This window comes from Streptomyces sp. NPDC001914 (genome assembly GCF_042891215.1).
Taxonomy (GTDB): Bacteria; Actinomycetota; Actinomycetes; order Streptomycetales; family Streptomycetaceae; genus Streptomyces.
The window spans coordinates 888,380-903,442 of sequence record NZ_JBIASW010000002.1; the positions used below are offsets into that span (position 1 = coordinate 888,380).

A 15,063-nucleotide genomic window follows, 5' to 3' on the forward strand; every position below is an offset into this window, starting at 1 on the left:
AGGCCGCTGCATGTCTGGAGCTCGTACACCGGTCGGGCCAGCCGAGAGGGGGCCCGCGAAGCAGACCGTCACCATCAGCTTCGCCGGTTTCAACCGGGCCTGGGCGGCCTGGATCGGGGACCGCCTGGAACGGCGCGGACACCGAGTCGTGTACCAGCGCTGGGACTCACCGGCCGAGGTGCCCCTCGTCGACCTCCTGCGTGACCTGACGCTGGCCAAGGGCCGCATCCTGATCGTCGTCAGCGAGTGGTACTTCCAGCTCGGCCCGCGCACCCACGAGGAGTGGAACGCCGCGCTGCGCGAGGTCGTCGCCCCCGACCCGTCCCGCTTCGCCGCCGTCTCCGTCACCAACGCCACGCTGCCGACGGCCACCACCGTCCTCGGCGCGACCGACCTGAACAACATGGGGTCCGACGAAGCCGAGCGCCGCGTCCTGGAACGCCTCGACCTGCCCTCCGACCCTCTCCCCGAGTCCGTCGAGGGCGTCCGGCGCGGCCCCCGGTTCCCGGCCGCCATGCCCGAGGTGTGGGGCGGAGTCCCGCGCCGCAACACGCGCTTCACGGGCCGCGAGCCGCTCCTGAACGACGCCTACCACCTGCTCCAGGGCGCCGAGGCGGGCGCGGGCGTGGTCACGCTGCACGGCATGTCCGGCGTCGGCAAGACCCAGCTTGCGGCTGAATATGTCTACCGCTTCGGCTCCGAGTACGACGTGGTCTGGTGGGTCAACGCCGAGAAGCGGGTCACCTACCGGCGCCGACTGGCCGAACTCGCACCGCAGTTGGGCCTGTCGACCGGTGCCGAGTACGGCGAACGGCTGCGTGCCGTACGGGACTCGCTGCGCCGGGGCGACCCGTACGCGCGCTGGCTGCTGATCCTGGACGGCGCGGACGAGCCAGACCAGATCTACGACCTCGTCCCCACCGGTCCCGGCCACGTGCTGATCACCTCGCGCAACCCCGAGTGGAGCGAGCACAACAGCAAGCTCCTGGAGGTGCCGGTCTACGCCCGTGACGAGTCCGTCGCCTTCATCCGCCGCCGCGCACCCCGCCTGACCGAACCCGAGGCCGACCAGCTCGCCGAAGCCCTGGAGGACCTGCCCCTCCTGCTGGACCAGACGGCCGGCTGGCTCAACGACTCGGACCTGTCCGTCCAGGAGTACATCGCCCTCCTCGACGGCGGCATCGACCAGGACGTCGTCAAGATCTCCGCCGACTTCCCGGTCGCCTTCCAGACCGCCTGGTCGATACTGCTGAACAAACTCCGCGACACCGTCCCGGAGTCCGTCGACCTGCTGCGCCTGTGCACCTTCTTCGCGCCGGGCTTCATCCCCGTACGCCTTTTGAAGGAGATGCCGCACGACCAACTGCCGGAGCAGATCGCGGGCCTGCTCAACGACCCGCTGCTCTGGAACAGGGCGATCAACCAGCTCCGCCAGTACTCCGTCGTCCGCCTGGAGTCCCACGAGGCGGGAGCCGGCGACGAGGCCGCCTCCTCCGGCGAGTCCCTGTACCTGCACCGCATGGTCCACCAGATCGTCCACAAGGACATGCCCGACGAGGACCGCCGCGAGTTCATCGACGTGGTCCGCCGCGCCCTGGCCGCGGCCGACCCCCGCCGCCCCACGGACACCCGCCTGTGGCCCGGCTACGCGGAGATCGTCCCGCACCTGAAGTACGCGGACGTGCTGCAGAGCAAGGACCCGGCGGTGCAGACGCTGGTCTTCAACTGCCTTCGCTACATGTACATTTCGGGCGAATACCAGTCGGGCATCAGGCTCGGCGAACGCGCCATGGAGGCCTGGCGGCCCCTGCTGGGCGAAAAACACCCGCGCGTCTACGAGCTGACCCACCACTACGCCAACCTGCTGCGCGCAGTCGGCGACTACCAGCACACCGAGGCCATCGAGCGCGCCGCCGTCGAGCATCTGCGCGAGGAACGCGGCCCCCAGGACCTGGAACACCTGCGCGCCGCCACCGGCCTCGCCGCCGACCTGCGCGGCCTCGCCCGCTACGACGAGGCCCTGGAACTCTCCCGGTGGATCTTCACGGCCTACCAGGACCTCCTGGGCGACGCCGACTCCCGCACCCTGGGTGCCCGGAACAACCTGGCGGTGTCCCTGCGGCTGCTCGGCCACTACGAAGCGGCATTGGACATCGACCGGCAGACGCTGGAATCCCGCCGACAGCTGTTGCGGGCCCGGCATCCGTGGACGTTGTCCTCCGAACTCCACTACGCCGTAGACCTCCGCCTGCTCGGTCGCTATACCGAGGCCGAGTCCATCCAGGACAAGAACGTGCGCGAGTACCGTCGCGTGATGGGCGCCGATGCTCCGCAGACCCTTGAAGCCGAGCACAACCTCGCTCTGTGTCTGTATCGCACCGGGGACCGTCTGACGGCGGGCACCCTGCTCACCCGGGTGCTGGAGCGCTGCGAGCGTGCCCTCGGCGAGTCGGACCCGCAAACGCTGAGGTTTGCCGCGTCCACCAGCTGTTTCACCCGTGAGCACGGCGACATCGACCAGGCGCGGGAGATCGGTGAGGCCGTCGTCGCGCGATACGAGGTGATGCTCGCCGAGGGGCACCCCTACATCGCCGGGGTCCGTGCCAATCATGCCTTGGTCCTGCGCAATGTCGGCGAACGGGACCAAGCCCATGTCGTCATCGAGCAGGCACTGGCCGACATGAAGGCGAGCCTGGGAGAGCGTCATCCTTGGACGCTCGGCTGCGCCATCAACGCCGCCGCCCTGCGCAACCTCATCGGCGACCCCGAGTCGGCCGCCGCGCTCACCCAGGAAACGGTCACCCGCGCCATCGAGGTTCTCGGCCGCACCCATCCGCTGACCCTCTCGGCCCGCATCGCGCTCGCGGCCGACCTGCGCGGCCTGCGGGACCGCCAGCAGGCGGAGAAGGTCGAACAGGCGGCCCTCGACGACCTGGCCGCCACCCTTGGCGCCCAGCACGTCCACACCGTCTCCGCCCGCTCCCGCAACAGGCCCTTCTGGGACTTCGAACCACAGGAGACGTGACCGCCGATGCCGAGCCCCGGTGCGCATAACCGCCAGTGTGCCGGGGAATGACCCAGTTCTCTCTCAACGGCCATGCACTGCACGAGAGTTCAATCAGGGGGGCGCGTGGTGATCTTAGTGGGGCCTGTCCCGGTGGGCGCGGATGGACCCATTCCAGTCGAAGTGGAGAGTGAACCGGCCGCCGGAGGTCTCGACCTCGTCTACGGGGACGAAGACACGAGGGGAGGAGCGGCCCACCGGGTGGTCGAGGTCGCCCGCGACGCCTACAGCGACGGACTGGACCTCGCGCGCCGGTGCGCGGCGCAGGCCGTCAGGAGATTCGAGGAACTCGACGCGAGCCTGCGGCCCGACGAGATCGAGATGCAGCTCTCGATCAAGGTCGACGCGGGAGTGGCGGCCCTCGTCAAGAGCGGGGCCGAGGCCCAGTTGCAGATCACCTTCCGATGGCAGACCTCCGGAGCTGCGGACACGGCGGAGGGCGCGGCCGGGGTCGCCTCGTGAGCGCCGCGGTGACGGAGACGAGCCGATGGCGCGGGTCGATCCTTCCGTACAGCCGTGTCGTCGAACAGGACGAACTGAAACTCGCCCTGGAGCTCAACCAAGTGGCGCCGCGCATCGGCGGCGTACTCATGGCCGGGCCTCGCGGTACGGCCAAGTCGACCCTCGTCCGCGGCTTCGCGCTCATGGCTCATGGAGAGCTGCCGGTCACCCTGCCCATCAACGCGACCGACGACCGGGTCGTCGGGGGCTGGCGGCTCGACGCGCTGATCCGCGGCGAGACGCTGGAGCAGCCCGGGCTCCTGGAAGAAGCGCATGACAAGGGCATCCTCTACGTCGACGAGGTGAACCTCCTCGACGACCACGTCGTCAACATCATCCTGGACGTCGTGTCCACGGGCGTGCTGACCGTGCAGCGCGAGGGACTGGCCACGGAGAAGCCACTCGCCTTCGGTCTCGTCGGCACGATGAACCCCGAAGAGGGCGGACTGAGGCCACAACTCCTCGACCGCTTCGGTCTCATGGTGACGGCGACGGATCTGGACGCGGACGCCCGGCACCGCATGATCCGCACGGTCCTGGCCTTCGAGGAAGCGCGGTCGCTGGAGAACTCCGAGTGGCTCGCGAAGGCCGAGCGGGACAACGCCGCGGTGCGGGACCGCCTCGAAGCCGCCCGGTCGCGGCTTCCGCGCGTCGACGTGCCCGACCGGGTCGTGCGGCTGTGCGCCGAGGCGGCCGGCCGCCTCGACGCCGTCGGACAGCGCGGTGAGATCGTCGCGATCCAGGCCGCTCGCGCCCTTGCCGCCCTGGAAGGCTCCGATCGTGTCGCTCCGGACCATCTGCTCCGCGTCCTGCCACTCGCCCTGCGCCATCGCCGCCCCGAGACGGCACACGGCGGCACCTTCGACTGGGGGCCTGACGACGATGCCAGGATCAAAGATCTCTTCGACGCCGGATGAACGCGCCCGATGACCCTCATGGCCGCCGAACCGCTCGACGACGTGCGACGACTCGAACTCGTCTTCCGGTGCTCGGCCCTCGACCCGGCTCTGTCCGGCGTGCTGCTCTTCGACCTCGATCCCCGGCTGGTCCGACCCGTCGCCGGGCTCTTCGCCGCGATCCTCGGTGAACCGGGCCGGCCCGCGGCCCGTATCCCGCTCGGCGCGGCCACTCGCGAGGAGGATCTTTGGACCACGTCCCGCCTCGAACGGCAGCGGGACGGCTTCGCGTTCTCCGTCGCGCCCGGCCCCCTCATGACCGAGACGGGCCCGCCACCCCTGGCTGTCGTGCCAGATCTCGCGCACCTCAGCTTCGCCGGGACGAGGGCAGCCGTGCAGCTTGTCGGCGCCGACGTCGTCTGCGTCGAGCAGCCGGGGCTACGCCTCCATGACAGACCACGGGCCCGGTGGCTCGCGGTCTGCCGCTCCGAGGACGCAGGCCGGGTCACTCCGCACCTCCTCGATCGATTCGCGCTTCGGCTCGCAGTGCCGGGACTGCGCACGGTTCCGGGCGAATGGCCCCGCATGACGTCGGCGATGCCGGAGAAGCCGGCCTTCAGCACGGACGAGGCGGTCACTCGCGTACAGGAGATCCTCGGCGCCGGTGCCGGCCCACGTCGTAGCCTTGCCCTCGCACGGCTGGCGAGAGCCCTCGCCACACTGGGCGGACACGGCGAAGTGACGGCGCGGAACTGTGACGACGCGGCACGGCTCATCGGGCTGCGCATCACCGGAGCACCGCCCGCCACCGACCGCGCCGACGGCGAAACACCCCGCCTGCCTCCGCCGTCCCCACCGCTGCCGCCGTCCGGCGAAGGCACACGCCGGGGAGCCCGAAGCGAGAAGAACCCCCGACCTGCGGACGAGGCGCCACTGCTGGCCCCCGGCGCGGCCCAGGGCGTCGGTGCGGCGCCGGGCGCCCCGGCCGGGACACCGTACCCGGAGGACGAGGCGGTGGCACTGCGCGAGTTCACGCCGCTGCGCAACCCGTGGCAGCGGCGCTCCGGGCCCGCCGCGGTGCGCGGAACCGTCGTGGGTACCCGGCGCGCGAGAGACCTGCGCGACCTCGCGCTCGTGCGGACCGTGCGGGAGGCCGCCCTGTACCAACGGGTCCGGGGGCACACGGAGTTCACCGTCGTTCCCGCCGACCTGCACAGCAACGTCCGTGCGCCCGCCCCCGAACATCTGCTCACCCTTCTGCTCGACCATACGTGCCGGGGCGAGTGGGACTGGCAGGACGCCCTCACCCCCTTCCTCCAGTGGGCCTACACCACGCGGGCCGCCCTTCAGGTCATCGAGGTCGGTGGCGCCGAAGCGCCGAACGAACTGCGTGCCGAGTCGTTCGCCGCGCGAGGCGTACTGGACCCACGGGTGCTCGCCGCCCTCTACCGGGCCAAGGGGCGCGCGACGCCCCTCGCCCACGGCATCGAGCAGGCCGATCGGGTGCTGCGCCAGGCGTTTCGCCTGCAGGGCAGCACCCTGGCAGAGGCATGGCTGGTCGTGGTGACCGACGGCCGCGGCAACGTGCCGTTGCAGGCCAGCCATACCGGACGTCTGCACGGACCCGTTGCGGCCCAAGGCGTCGAGGACAGTCTCGCCGCGGCGGCTCCCCTCGCCGCACTGGACCGCGGACGACTGCGTGTGGCGGTCGTCGACGCGGCACGATCGCCCTACGGGGACCTGCCGTTCGCCTTGGCGGAGAAGCTCGGAGCCACCGTCGTCGAGGGACGGGCAGGTCATGGGGACTGATCCACAGCATGGCGCCCGGTGGCTGTCCGGTACGGGCTCCATGGTGCGCCGGGCGTCCCTGCCCGGTCTGAAGGAGGCGGCCCGCCGCGCCCCGGCTTCCCTGCGCAACCTCCGGCAGCCGCGCGAGACCGCGTTCGGTGTCGGAGGCGCAGTCGCTCATCCGTACCAGCACCTCCAGGACGGGGACGCCTTGCTGTACGTGGTCCGTGCCCACGACAGCGCGGGCCGCGACGCCTACCGGGTGTCCGGCTGGTGCGGGGACCTCACCGTGCGCGGCGGGGCCGAATCACCACGGCTCAACGCCCCCGGAGCGGGACTGGGCAACATCCGCCGCGACGGCGAATACCCGGCCGACGTCCTGCACGCCATCCATCTGTGGTCGCGCAACCAACCGGAACTCGGCGACTGGCTGAACCGCGTCCGTGCCCGGCACGGCGCCACGCTGAGGCTCCTCGTCTGGGACGACACCGGCTACGAACTCCCCTGGGAGCTCTTCCTGCTGCCCGGGGACCGCGCACGGGGGCTCCGCGAGGCATGGCTGGGGGCGGAGGTGGTGATGTCCCGGTGGACGACCGTGCACGACAGCGGGCACGACCTGCCGCGCGAGACGATGGCCTGCCGTGGTCGCGTACTCGGCTACCTTCACCACGAAATGGCCGACGACGGACGTGTCTTCCACCCGTACGCCCACCAACTCCACGCCCGGATGAGCGCGTTCCTCCATTCCCTCGACACTCCGGGCGAACCCACCGGACTCGTCTACATGGGCTGCCACGGCACCTACGGCGAGACCGTCCCACGCCTCACTCTCGGCAATCGCACCTGGGCCGAGCTGAACGGCCAGGCCATGGGCGCGCTGCGCGCGGACCGGTCGCTGGTGTGCCTCAACGCCTGTCACTCCGGACGGGCCGTCCTCAACAGCGCCCAAGGAGAACAGGCCTTGCGCGGATTCGCCGAACTCTTCCTGCGCAAGGGGGCCGGCGGCTGCATCGTCACGTCGGGGCAGGTGGGTGACAAGGAAGCCCGCTCGCTGGTGCGCGACCTCGTCGAGCAGGTCGCCGAGCATCCTCACCGGCCCGTCACTCACACACTGCTGTCGTTCAGAGCCCGCGCTGCCGAGGTCTTCGGCCCGCCGTCCGTCATCCCGCCGATCCGAGACGACGACGGCCTCGTCGACGAGGTGGGTCAGAAACGAATCCTGCGGCTGCTGTACGCCTTCATGTTCCACTACTACGGTCACCCCCTGACGACGCTGCGACTGACGGCCCGGGAGGCCGGGAAAGGCGGAGCGCGATGAGTTCCCTGCCCGCCTCCGACGGGCTCCCCCTCCTTGTCGAACCCGTCGTCGCCTGGCCACGACGGGCCGAGACCCACCGCGACTACCTCGTCACGGTCGACCTCCGCGGACCACTGCCCTCGGGGGAGGCGGGATGGCCTTACCCCGACGAGGAGTTCACCTTCACCGTCGCTCTCGACGGCTCCCCGCATTTCGTCTGTACGGCGCTGGACGACCCCAGCGTGGTCCTGCACAGGTTCGGAGGCACCTATGGGCCGGCCGCCTTCCGCGTCTCCACGGGTTCGCTGCCCGGCTCCGCCGCACTGTGGCTGACGGTCAGCAACCAGTGGGGCGTACCCATCCGCAAGGCCGAACTGCGTGCGGAGATCTGGGAGCGGGAGCCCGGGCGTGCTCCGGCGGCCCAGCTCGCGGACGTCGTACGGGCCCGTGCGGCCGGGCCGTCTCCCCACCGGCGCCCGGCACCGGCCCGCGACACCGAGCCATCGGACGCCGCCGTCAGGTCCGCCCCGGTCATCACGGGCACCGGCCACCCCACCGTCACCATCAGCCACACGGGCTTCAACCGGGACTGGGCCGTGTGGATCGCGGACCGGCTGGAGCGGCGCGGCCGGACGGTCACCTTGCACCGCTGGGATCCACCGGACGCCATGTCCACGGCCGACGCACTGCGCGAGTACCTCCCGGCCCCGGGACCCGTGCTCCTGGTCCTTCACGACGCGTACTTCCAAGTGGGCCTGCGGAGCACCGACGACTGGAACAGGGCCCTGCGGGAGGTCGTTCTCCCGAACGCCGACCGTTTCGTGGCCGTCGTGGTCACGACGGCGTCCCTGCCGTCGGCGGTTGCCGCCCTCGAACCCCTCGACCTGTCGCGCGGCGGGGCGCAGGATGCCGAACGGCTCCTGCTGGAGCGGCTGGGCCTGCCGACCTCACCGCTCCCCGAAGAAGCCGGCAGGCCGGGTCCCCGCTTCCCGTCCGACGGCCCGGCGGTGTGGGGCGGTGTGCCGCGGCGCAACACCGACTTCACCGGCCGCGACGCGCTGCTCAACAGCGTGGCGGAGCGGCTCCGGGGCACGGAGTCCGGTGCGGTGGCGCTCCGCGGCATGTCGGGGGTCGGAAAGACACAGCTGGCCGCCGAGTACATCTACCGATTCGGCTCCGAGTACGACGTGGTGTGGTGGGCGACCGCCGACCAGCTCGGCACGCTCCGTGAGCAACTCGCCCAACTCGCAACGGCGTTGGGGCTGACGACGGGCCAGGGGTACGGCGAGCGCATCCGCGCGGTCCAGCAGGCGCTGCGCCGTGGCGTGCCGTACGACCGCTGGCTGCTCGTCCTGGACAGCGCCGACGAGGTGAACGGCGTGACCGATCTGGTGCCGACCGGAACGGGCCATGTCCTGATCACCACCCGAAACTCCGCCTGGGCGCAGCAGGGCGTCGAACTGCTGGACGTTCCGCTCTACGAACGCGGTGAGTCCGTCGACTTCATCCGGCGTCGCGCACCCCGGGTCACCCCGGACGAGGCGTACCGACTCGCGGAGGCGCTTGAGGATCTGCCCCTCCTGCTCGACCAGACCGCCGGCTGGCTGAACGACTCGGACCTGCCGGTCCAGGAGTACATGGCCCTGCTGGAGCGCGGCGCCCACCGCGACCTCCTCGCCGCCTCCACGGACTTCCCGGTCGCTCTCCGCCCGGCCGGCGCGATCCTGCTCGACCGACTCCGCGAGACCGTCCCCGAGTCCGTCGACCTGCTGCGCCTGTGCGCGTTCTTCTCGCCCGGCTCCGTACCCGTTCGCCTTCTGCGCGGCGTGCCGGAGCGTGCGCGGCCGACGGAACTGGCCGGACTGGTGAGCGACCAGGACCTGTGGGACAGGACCGTCCGGAAGCTGTCGCAGTACTCCGTGGCCCGGCTGGAGTCCGGGGAGACGGTTCTGTACCTGCACCGGATGGTGCACCAGATGGTTCGTCAGGACATGCCGGTGGACACCGCGGAACGGTTCGCCGCCGCCGCTCGCGCCTCGCTCGCCGCAGCAGCCCCGGGTCGCCCGGGGGATCCGGAGGCGTGGCCGGTCTACGCCGAGATCGTCCCTCACCTGGAATACGCCGACTCGCTGCACGACATCGATCCCGCCGTACAGGATCTCGTCGTCGACTGCCTGCGCCACCTGTATCTCTCGGGCGAGTACGGCACAGGTCTTCACCTCGCTGAACAGGCGGTCCCGGCTTGGCAGTCCCTGCTCGGTGAGGACCATCCGCGCCTCTGGGACCTGAGCCACCACTACGCGAATCTGCTGCGTGCCGTGGGCGACTACCGGCACAGCGAGGCCGTGAGCCGTTCCGCCGCCGAGCGCCACCGGGGTGCCCGGGACCGTGGCGAGGACCCGCGGCTGTATCTGCGCGCCGTGGCCGGTCTGGCCGCGGACCTACGGGCCCTGGGACGCTACGAAGAGGCGTACGCGCTGTCCCGGGAGGTCTGCGACGCCCACGAGGAGTTCCTCGCGGACGAGAACCATCCGGACGTTCTGGCGGCGCGGAACAACCTGGCCGTCTCGCTTCGCCTGCTCGGCGCATACGGGGGCGCGCTGGACAGCGACCGGAGCACCCTGCACGCCCGCTACCAGACCCTTGGCACGGGACACCCCTGGACCCTCCTCTCGGAGACGTCCTGCGCCATCGACCTGCGCCTGCTGGGCCGTGAACGGGAGGCACTCCTCGCTCAGCGGCGTTGCGTGGAACGGCACCGCGCACAGATGGGTCGCGATCACCCGCAGACGCTGCACGCCGAGCACAATCTGGCCATGTGCCACGATCGGGCGGGGGAGTTCGCGCAGGCCGGTTCCCTGTTCGCGTCCCTGAGCGCACGCGGCGAGTGGGTCCTCGGGGAGGACGACCCACTGAGTCTGATCCTCGCCACCGCCCACGGCTGCTTCGCGCGCGAGCACGGTGACCTCGCCGGGGCCCGCACGACCATGGAATCCGTCGTCGCCCGCTACGAAAGCATGCTCGACGCGGCACACCCGTACGTCGCCGGGGCTCAGACCAACCTGGCCCTGGTCCTGCGCGCGGCCGGCGAACGGGAGGAGTCCGCCGTACTGGCGGGCCGAGCGTCGGCCGTCATGGCACGAGCCGTCGGACCGGGCCATCCCTGGGCGCTCGGCTGCGCTCTCAACGCCGCCGCTTCCGCAGCCCTCACCGGTGATCACGAGACGGCACTCGTGATGAGCCGGGACACTCTGTCCAGGGCCGAGCGGGGCGAAGTCCTCGGATCCGCGCACCCCTTGACGCTCGCCGCGCGTGTCGCCCTCTGCGCCGATCTGCGGACCACCGGCCACCGCACCGAGGCCGACCGGCTGGAGGCGCGGGCCCTCGACGATCTGGCGGCGACACTGGGCCCCGGCCATCCCCGCACGCGCGCCGCGCGGTCCCGCGAACGTCCGTACTGGGACTTCGAGCCCCTGACGACCTGAACACGGCCGAGCCGTCGTACACGGCGGACGTCCGGCTTCCTGGAGAAGCGGGGGCGGGTCTCGGGTACCGCCCAGCGCGAAGGGGCCTGGCCCCGAGCCCGCATGGGCTCGGGGCCAGGCCCCTTCATGCTGTCGTGCCGGAGGCCTACGCCTCGTACACCTCACGCACCAGCTGCTCCTGCTCCGCCTGGTGCCGCTTCGCGGAACCGACGGCGGGGGAGGAGGAGTGCGGACGCGAGATGCGGCGCAGGCGCTCGGCGCCCGGGACGTCCGCGCCGACCGCGAGGTCCAGGTGGTCGATCAGGTTGAGCGCGATGAACGGCCAGGCACCCTGGTTCGCCGGCTCCTCCTGGGCCCACAGGTACTTCTCGGCGTTCGGGTACTTGGCGATCTCCGCCTGGAGCTCGGCACCCGGGAGCGGGTACAGGCGCTCGATGCGGATGATCGCCGTGTCCGTGGAGCCGCGCTTCTGCCGCTCGGCCTCCAGGTCGTAGTACAGCTTGCCGGCGCAGAACACGACCTTGCGCACGGCGGCCGCGTCGACCGAGTCGTCGCCGATGACCGGGCGGAACTGGCCCGACGTGAACTCCTCCGCCTTCGAGGCCGCGGCCTTGAGGCGAAGCATCGACTTCGGGGTGAAGACCACCAGCGGCTTGTGGTGCGGGTTGTGCACCTGCCACCGCAGGAGGTGGAAGTAGTTCGCCGGGGACGTCGGCTGGGCGACCGTCATGTTGTTCTGGGCGCACAGCTGGAGGAAGCGCTCGATGCGGGCCGAGGAGTGGTCCGGGCCCTGGCCCTCGTAGCCGTGCGGCAGGAGCAGGGTGACGCCGGACGTCTGGCCCCACTTCTGCTCGGCGGCCGAGATGTACTCGTCGACGACCGTCTGCGCGCCGTTGACGAAGTCGCCGAACTGCGCCTCCCACATCACGAGCGCGTCCGGGCGGGCCAGCGAGTAGCCGTACTCGAAGCCCATGACCGCGTACTCGGAGAGCAGCGAGTCGTAGACGTTGAGGCGGGCCTGCTCGTCCGAGAGGTACTGCAGCGGGGTGTAGTCCTCGCCGTTGACCCGGTCGATCAGCACCGCGTGGCGCTGGCCGAAGGTGCCGCGGCGCGAGTCCTGGCCGGACAGCCGGACCGGCGTGCCCTCCAGGAGCAGCGAACCGATGGCGAGGGTCTCGCCCATGCCCCAGTCGATCGTGCCGTCCTCGATCATCGCCGCGCGGCGCTGGAGCTGCGGGAGCAGCCGCGGGTGCACGGTGACGTTGTCGGGGATGTTGACCTGGGACTCGGCGATCCGCTTCACGATCTCCTGGGAGACCGCGGTGGACACGGCGACCGGGAACTCGGCCTGGACGTCCGGGACGTGGGCCTCGGGCGCCTGCGCGACGGCCTCGCGGACCTCGGTGAAGACCTTCTCGAGCTGGCCCTGGAAGTCCTGGAGCGCCTGCTCGGCCTCTTCGAGGGTGATGTCGCCGCGGCCGATCAGGGACTCGGTGTAGAGCTTGCGCACCGAGCGCTTCTTGTCGATCAGGTCGTACATCAGCGGCTGCGTGAACGCCGGGTTGTCGGACTCGTTGTGCCCGCGGCGGCGGTAGCAGATGAGGTCGATCACGACGTCCTTGTTGAACGCCTGACGGAACTCGAAGGCCAGGCGCGCGACACGGACGACGGCCTCGGGGTCGTCACCGTTCACGTGGAAGATCGGCGCCTCGATCATGCGGGCCACGTCGGTGGCGTACATGGAGGAGCGCGACGACTCCGGCGCGGCGGTGAAGCCGACCTGGTTGTTGATGACGATGTGGACCGTGCCGCCCGTGCGGTAGCCGCGCAGCTGCGACATGTTGAGCGTCTCGGCGACCACACCCTGGCCGGCGAAGGCCGCGTCGCCGTGCAGGGCGACGGGCAGGACGGTGAAGTCCGTGCCGCCCTTGTTGATGATGTCCTGCTTGGCGCGGACGATGCCCTCGATGACCGGGTCGACCGTCTCCAGGTGGGACGGGTTGGCGGCCAGCGAGACCTTGATCTGCTCGCCGTCGAGGCCCGTGAAGGTGCCCTGGGCGCCCAGGTGGTACTTCACGTCGCCGGAGCCGTGCATCGACTTCGGGTCGAGGTTGCCCTCGAACTCGCGGAAGATCTGCGCGTACGACTTGCCGACGATGTTCGCGAGGACGTTCAGGCGGCCGCGGTGGGCCATGCCGATGACGACCTCGTCCAGGCGGGACTCCGCGGCGCTGTCGATGACGGCGTCCAGGAGCGGGATGACGGACTCGCCGCCCTCCAGGGAGAAGCGCTTCTGGCCGACGTACTTCGTCTGCAGGAAGGTCTCGAACGCCTCGGCGGAGTTCAGCCGGCGCAGGATGCGCAGCTGCTCCTCGCGCTCCGGCTTGGTGTGCGGACGCTCGATGCGGTCCTGGATCCACTTGCGCTGCTTCGGGTCCTGGATGTGCATGAACTCGATGCCGGTGGTGCGGCAGTACGAGTCGCGCAGGACGCCGAGGATGTCGCGCAGCTTCATCAGGGACTTGCCCGCGAAGCCGCCGACGGCGAACTCGCGCTCCAGGTCCCAGAGCGTGAGGCCGTGCTCGGTGATGTCCAGGTCGGGGTGCTTGCGCTGCTTGTACTCCAGCGGGTCGGTGTCGGCCATGACGTGGCCGCGGACCCGGTAGGAGTGGATCAGCTCGAAGACGCGGGCGGCCTTGGTGACGTCGTCGTCGTGGCTGGCGTCGATGTCCTTGAGCCAGCGGACCGGCTCGTAGGGGATCCGCAGCGCCTCGAAGATCTCGTCGTAGAAGCCGGTCTCGCCGAGCAGGTAGTTCGCGACGATGCGCAGGAACTCGCCGGAGGCGGCGCCCTGGATGACCCGGTGGTCGTAGGTCGACGTGAGCGTCATGACCTTCGCGATGCCGAGCTTGTTCAGGGTGTCCTGGGAGGTGCCCTGGAACTCCGCCGGGTAGTCCATGGAGCCGACGCCCATGATGACCGACTGTCCGGGCATCAGACGCGGGACCGAGTGGACGGTGCCGAGGCCGCCGGGGTTGGTCAGGGAGACCGTGACCCCGGTGAAGTCGTCCATCGTCAGCTTGCCGTCACGGGCGCGGCGGACGATGTCCTCGTAGGCCTGCCAGAACTCGAAGAAGTTCAGCGTCTCGGCCTTCTTGATGCCCGCGACGACGAGCTGGCGGTCGCCGTTGGGCTTCACCAGGTCGATGGCGAGGCCGAAGTTGACGTGCGCGGGCTTGACGAGGGTGGGCTTCCCGTCCTTCTCCGCGTAGTGCCAGTTCATCGACGGCATGGCCTTGATGGCCTGCACCATCGCGTACCCGATGAGGTGGGTGAAGGAGATCTTCCCGCCCCGGGCGCGCTTCAGGTGGTTGTTGATGACGATGCGGTTGTCGAAGAGCAGCTTCACCGGGACCGCGCGCACGGACGTGGCCGTGGGCACCTCCAGCGAGGCGTTCATGTTCTTCGCGACGGCACCGGCGGGACCGCGCAGGGTGACGTACTCGGGGCCCTCGGGCGCCTCGGCGGCCGGAGCGGCCTTCGGCTTCGCGGCGGCGGCCGGAGCGGCCTTCACGGGAGCCGGCGCTGCGGCGGCGGGCTTCGGAGCCGCGGGAGCGGCGGCCGGAGCGGGCGCGGGCGCGGCCGGGGCCTGGGGAGGAGCCTGGCGCGCCGCGGGCGGCACGGGAGCCGCCGGAGCGGCCGGAGCGGCCGTGGTGGTGGTCCCTGCGGCCCCCGCGGCCGCAGTACCCGCCGGAGCCGAGGCGGCGGGCGCCCCCGGCTTGTAATCGGCGAAGAAGTCCCACCAGGCTCGGTCTACCGAATTCGGGTCCTGGAGGTACTGCTGATAGATCTCGTCGACGAGCCACTCGTTGGCACCGAAGGCGGCCGCGGGGTTCTTCCCGGCGGCTTGGTCATCGGTCGAGACACTCGAGTTACTGGGGGACTGTGGCGACACGGCGCTAACCGCCCTCTTCCGCTTCGCAAGGTGATGGACAGCGGGAATAAAGGCTACGCCTCCCTGGCCGAGAAGGT

7 protein-coding genes are annotated in these 15,063 nt (G+C 70.7%); 6 read left to right on the forward strand and 1 reads right to left on the reverse strand.

From position 1 onward, the window contains the following. Positions 1 to 10: 10 nt before the first annotated feature. The 6 genes from fxsT (ACFYYF_RS08990) (at position 11) to fxsT (ACFYYF_RS09015) (ending at position 11,031) form a co-directional block, all read left to right on the forward strand. Positions 11 to 3,025, forward strand: a complete 3,015-nt coding sequence (fxsT, locus tag ACFYYF_RS08990) for an FxSxx-COOH system tetratricopeptide repeat protein (RefSeq protein WP_388772835.1) — start codon at positions 11 to 13, stop codon at positions 3,023 to 3,025. Between the two features lie 162 nt (positions 3,026 to 3,187). Further along, entirely contained in the window at positions 3,188 to 3,526 is a 339-nt protein-coding gene (locus tag ACFYYF_RS08995; RefSeq protein WP_388772838.1) for a CU044_2847 family protein, read from the forward strand. Then, positions 3,523 to 4,482, forward strand: coding sequence for an AAA family ATPase (locus ACFYYF_RS09000; protein WP_388772840.1), 960 nt, complete (start codon positions 3,523 to 3,525; stop codon positions 4,480 to 4,482). The genes ACFYYF_RS08995 and ACFYYF_RS09000 overlap by 4 nt, the downstream gene beginning before the upstream one ends. Positions 4,483 to 4,491: 9 nt before the next feature. Next, positions 4,492 to 6,270: a magnesium chelatase gene (locus ACFYYF_RS09005; RefSeq protein ID WP_388772843.1), complete on the forward strand. Its 1,779-nt coding sequence runs from the start codon at positions 4,492 to 4,494 to the stop codon at positions 6,268 to 6,270. Next, positions 6,260 to 7,567, forward strand: a complete 1,308-nt coding sequence (locus tag ACFYYF_RS09010; protein WP_388772845.1) for a CHAT domain-containing protein — start codon at positions 6,260 to 6,262, stop codon at positions 7,565 to 7,567. The genes ACFYYF_RS09005 and ACFYYF_RS09010 overlap by 11 nt, the downstream gene beginning before the upstream one ends. After that, entirely contained in the window at positions 7,564 to 11,031 is a 3,468-nt protein-coding gene (gene fxsT / locus ACFYYF_RS09015; protein WP_388772848.1) for an FxSxx-COOH system tetratricopeptide repeat protein, read from the forward strand. The genes ACFYYF_RS09010 and fxsT (ACFYYF_RS09015) overlap by 4 nt, the downstream gene beginning before the upstream one ends. A gap of 145 nt (positions 11,032 to 11,176) precedes the next feature. Here fxsT (ACFYYF_RS09015) and ACFYYF_RS09020 read toward each other — a convergent pair whose 3' ends face one another. Continuing rightward, positions 11,177 to 14,986, reverse strand: coding sequence for a multifunctional oxoglutarate decarboxylase/oxoglutarate dehydrogenase thiamine pyrophosphate-binding subunit/dihydrolipoyllysine-residue succinyltransferase subunit (locus tag ACFYYF_RS09020; protein ID WP_388772851.1), 3,810 nt, complete (start codon positions 14,984 to 14,986; stop codon positions 11,177 to 11,179). Positions 14,987 to 15,063 lie beyond the last annotated feature (77 nt).

Coding starts and splice junctions, on each gene's coding strand:
- ACFYYF_RS09005 (WP_388772843.1), top strand. CDS start 4,492: ATGACCCTCATGGCCGCCGAACCGCTCGACGACGTGCGACGACTCGAA.
- fxsT (WP_388772835.1), top strand. CDS start 11: ATGTCTGGAGCTCGTACACCGGTCGGGCCAGCCGAGAGGGGGCCCGCG.
- fxsT (WP_388772848.1), top strand. CDS start 7,564: ATGAGTTCCCTGCCCGCCTCCGACGGGCTCCCCCTCCTTGTCGAACCC.
- ACFYYF_RS09010 (WP_388772845.1), top strand. CDS start 6,260: ATGGGGACTGATCCACAGCATGGCGCCCGGTGGCTGTCCGGTACGGGC.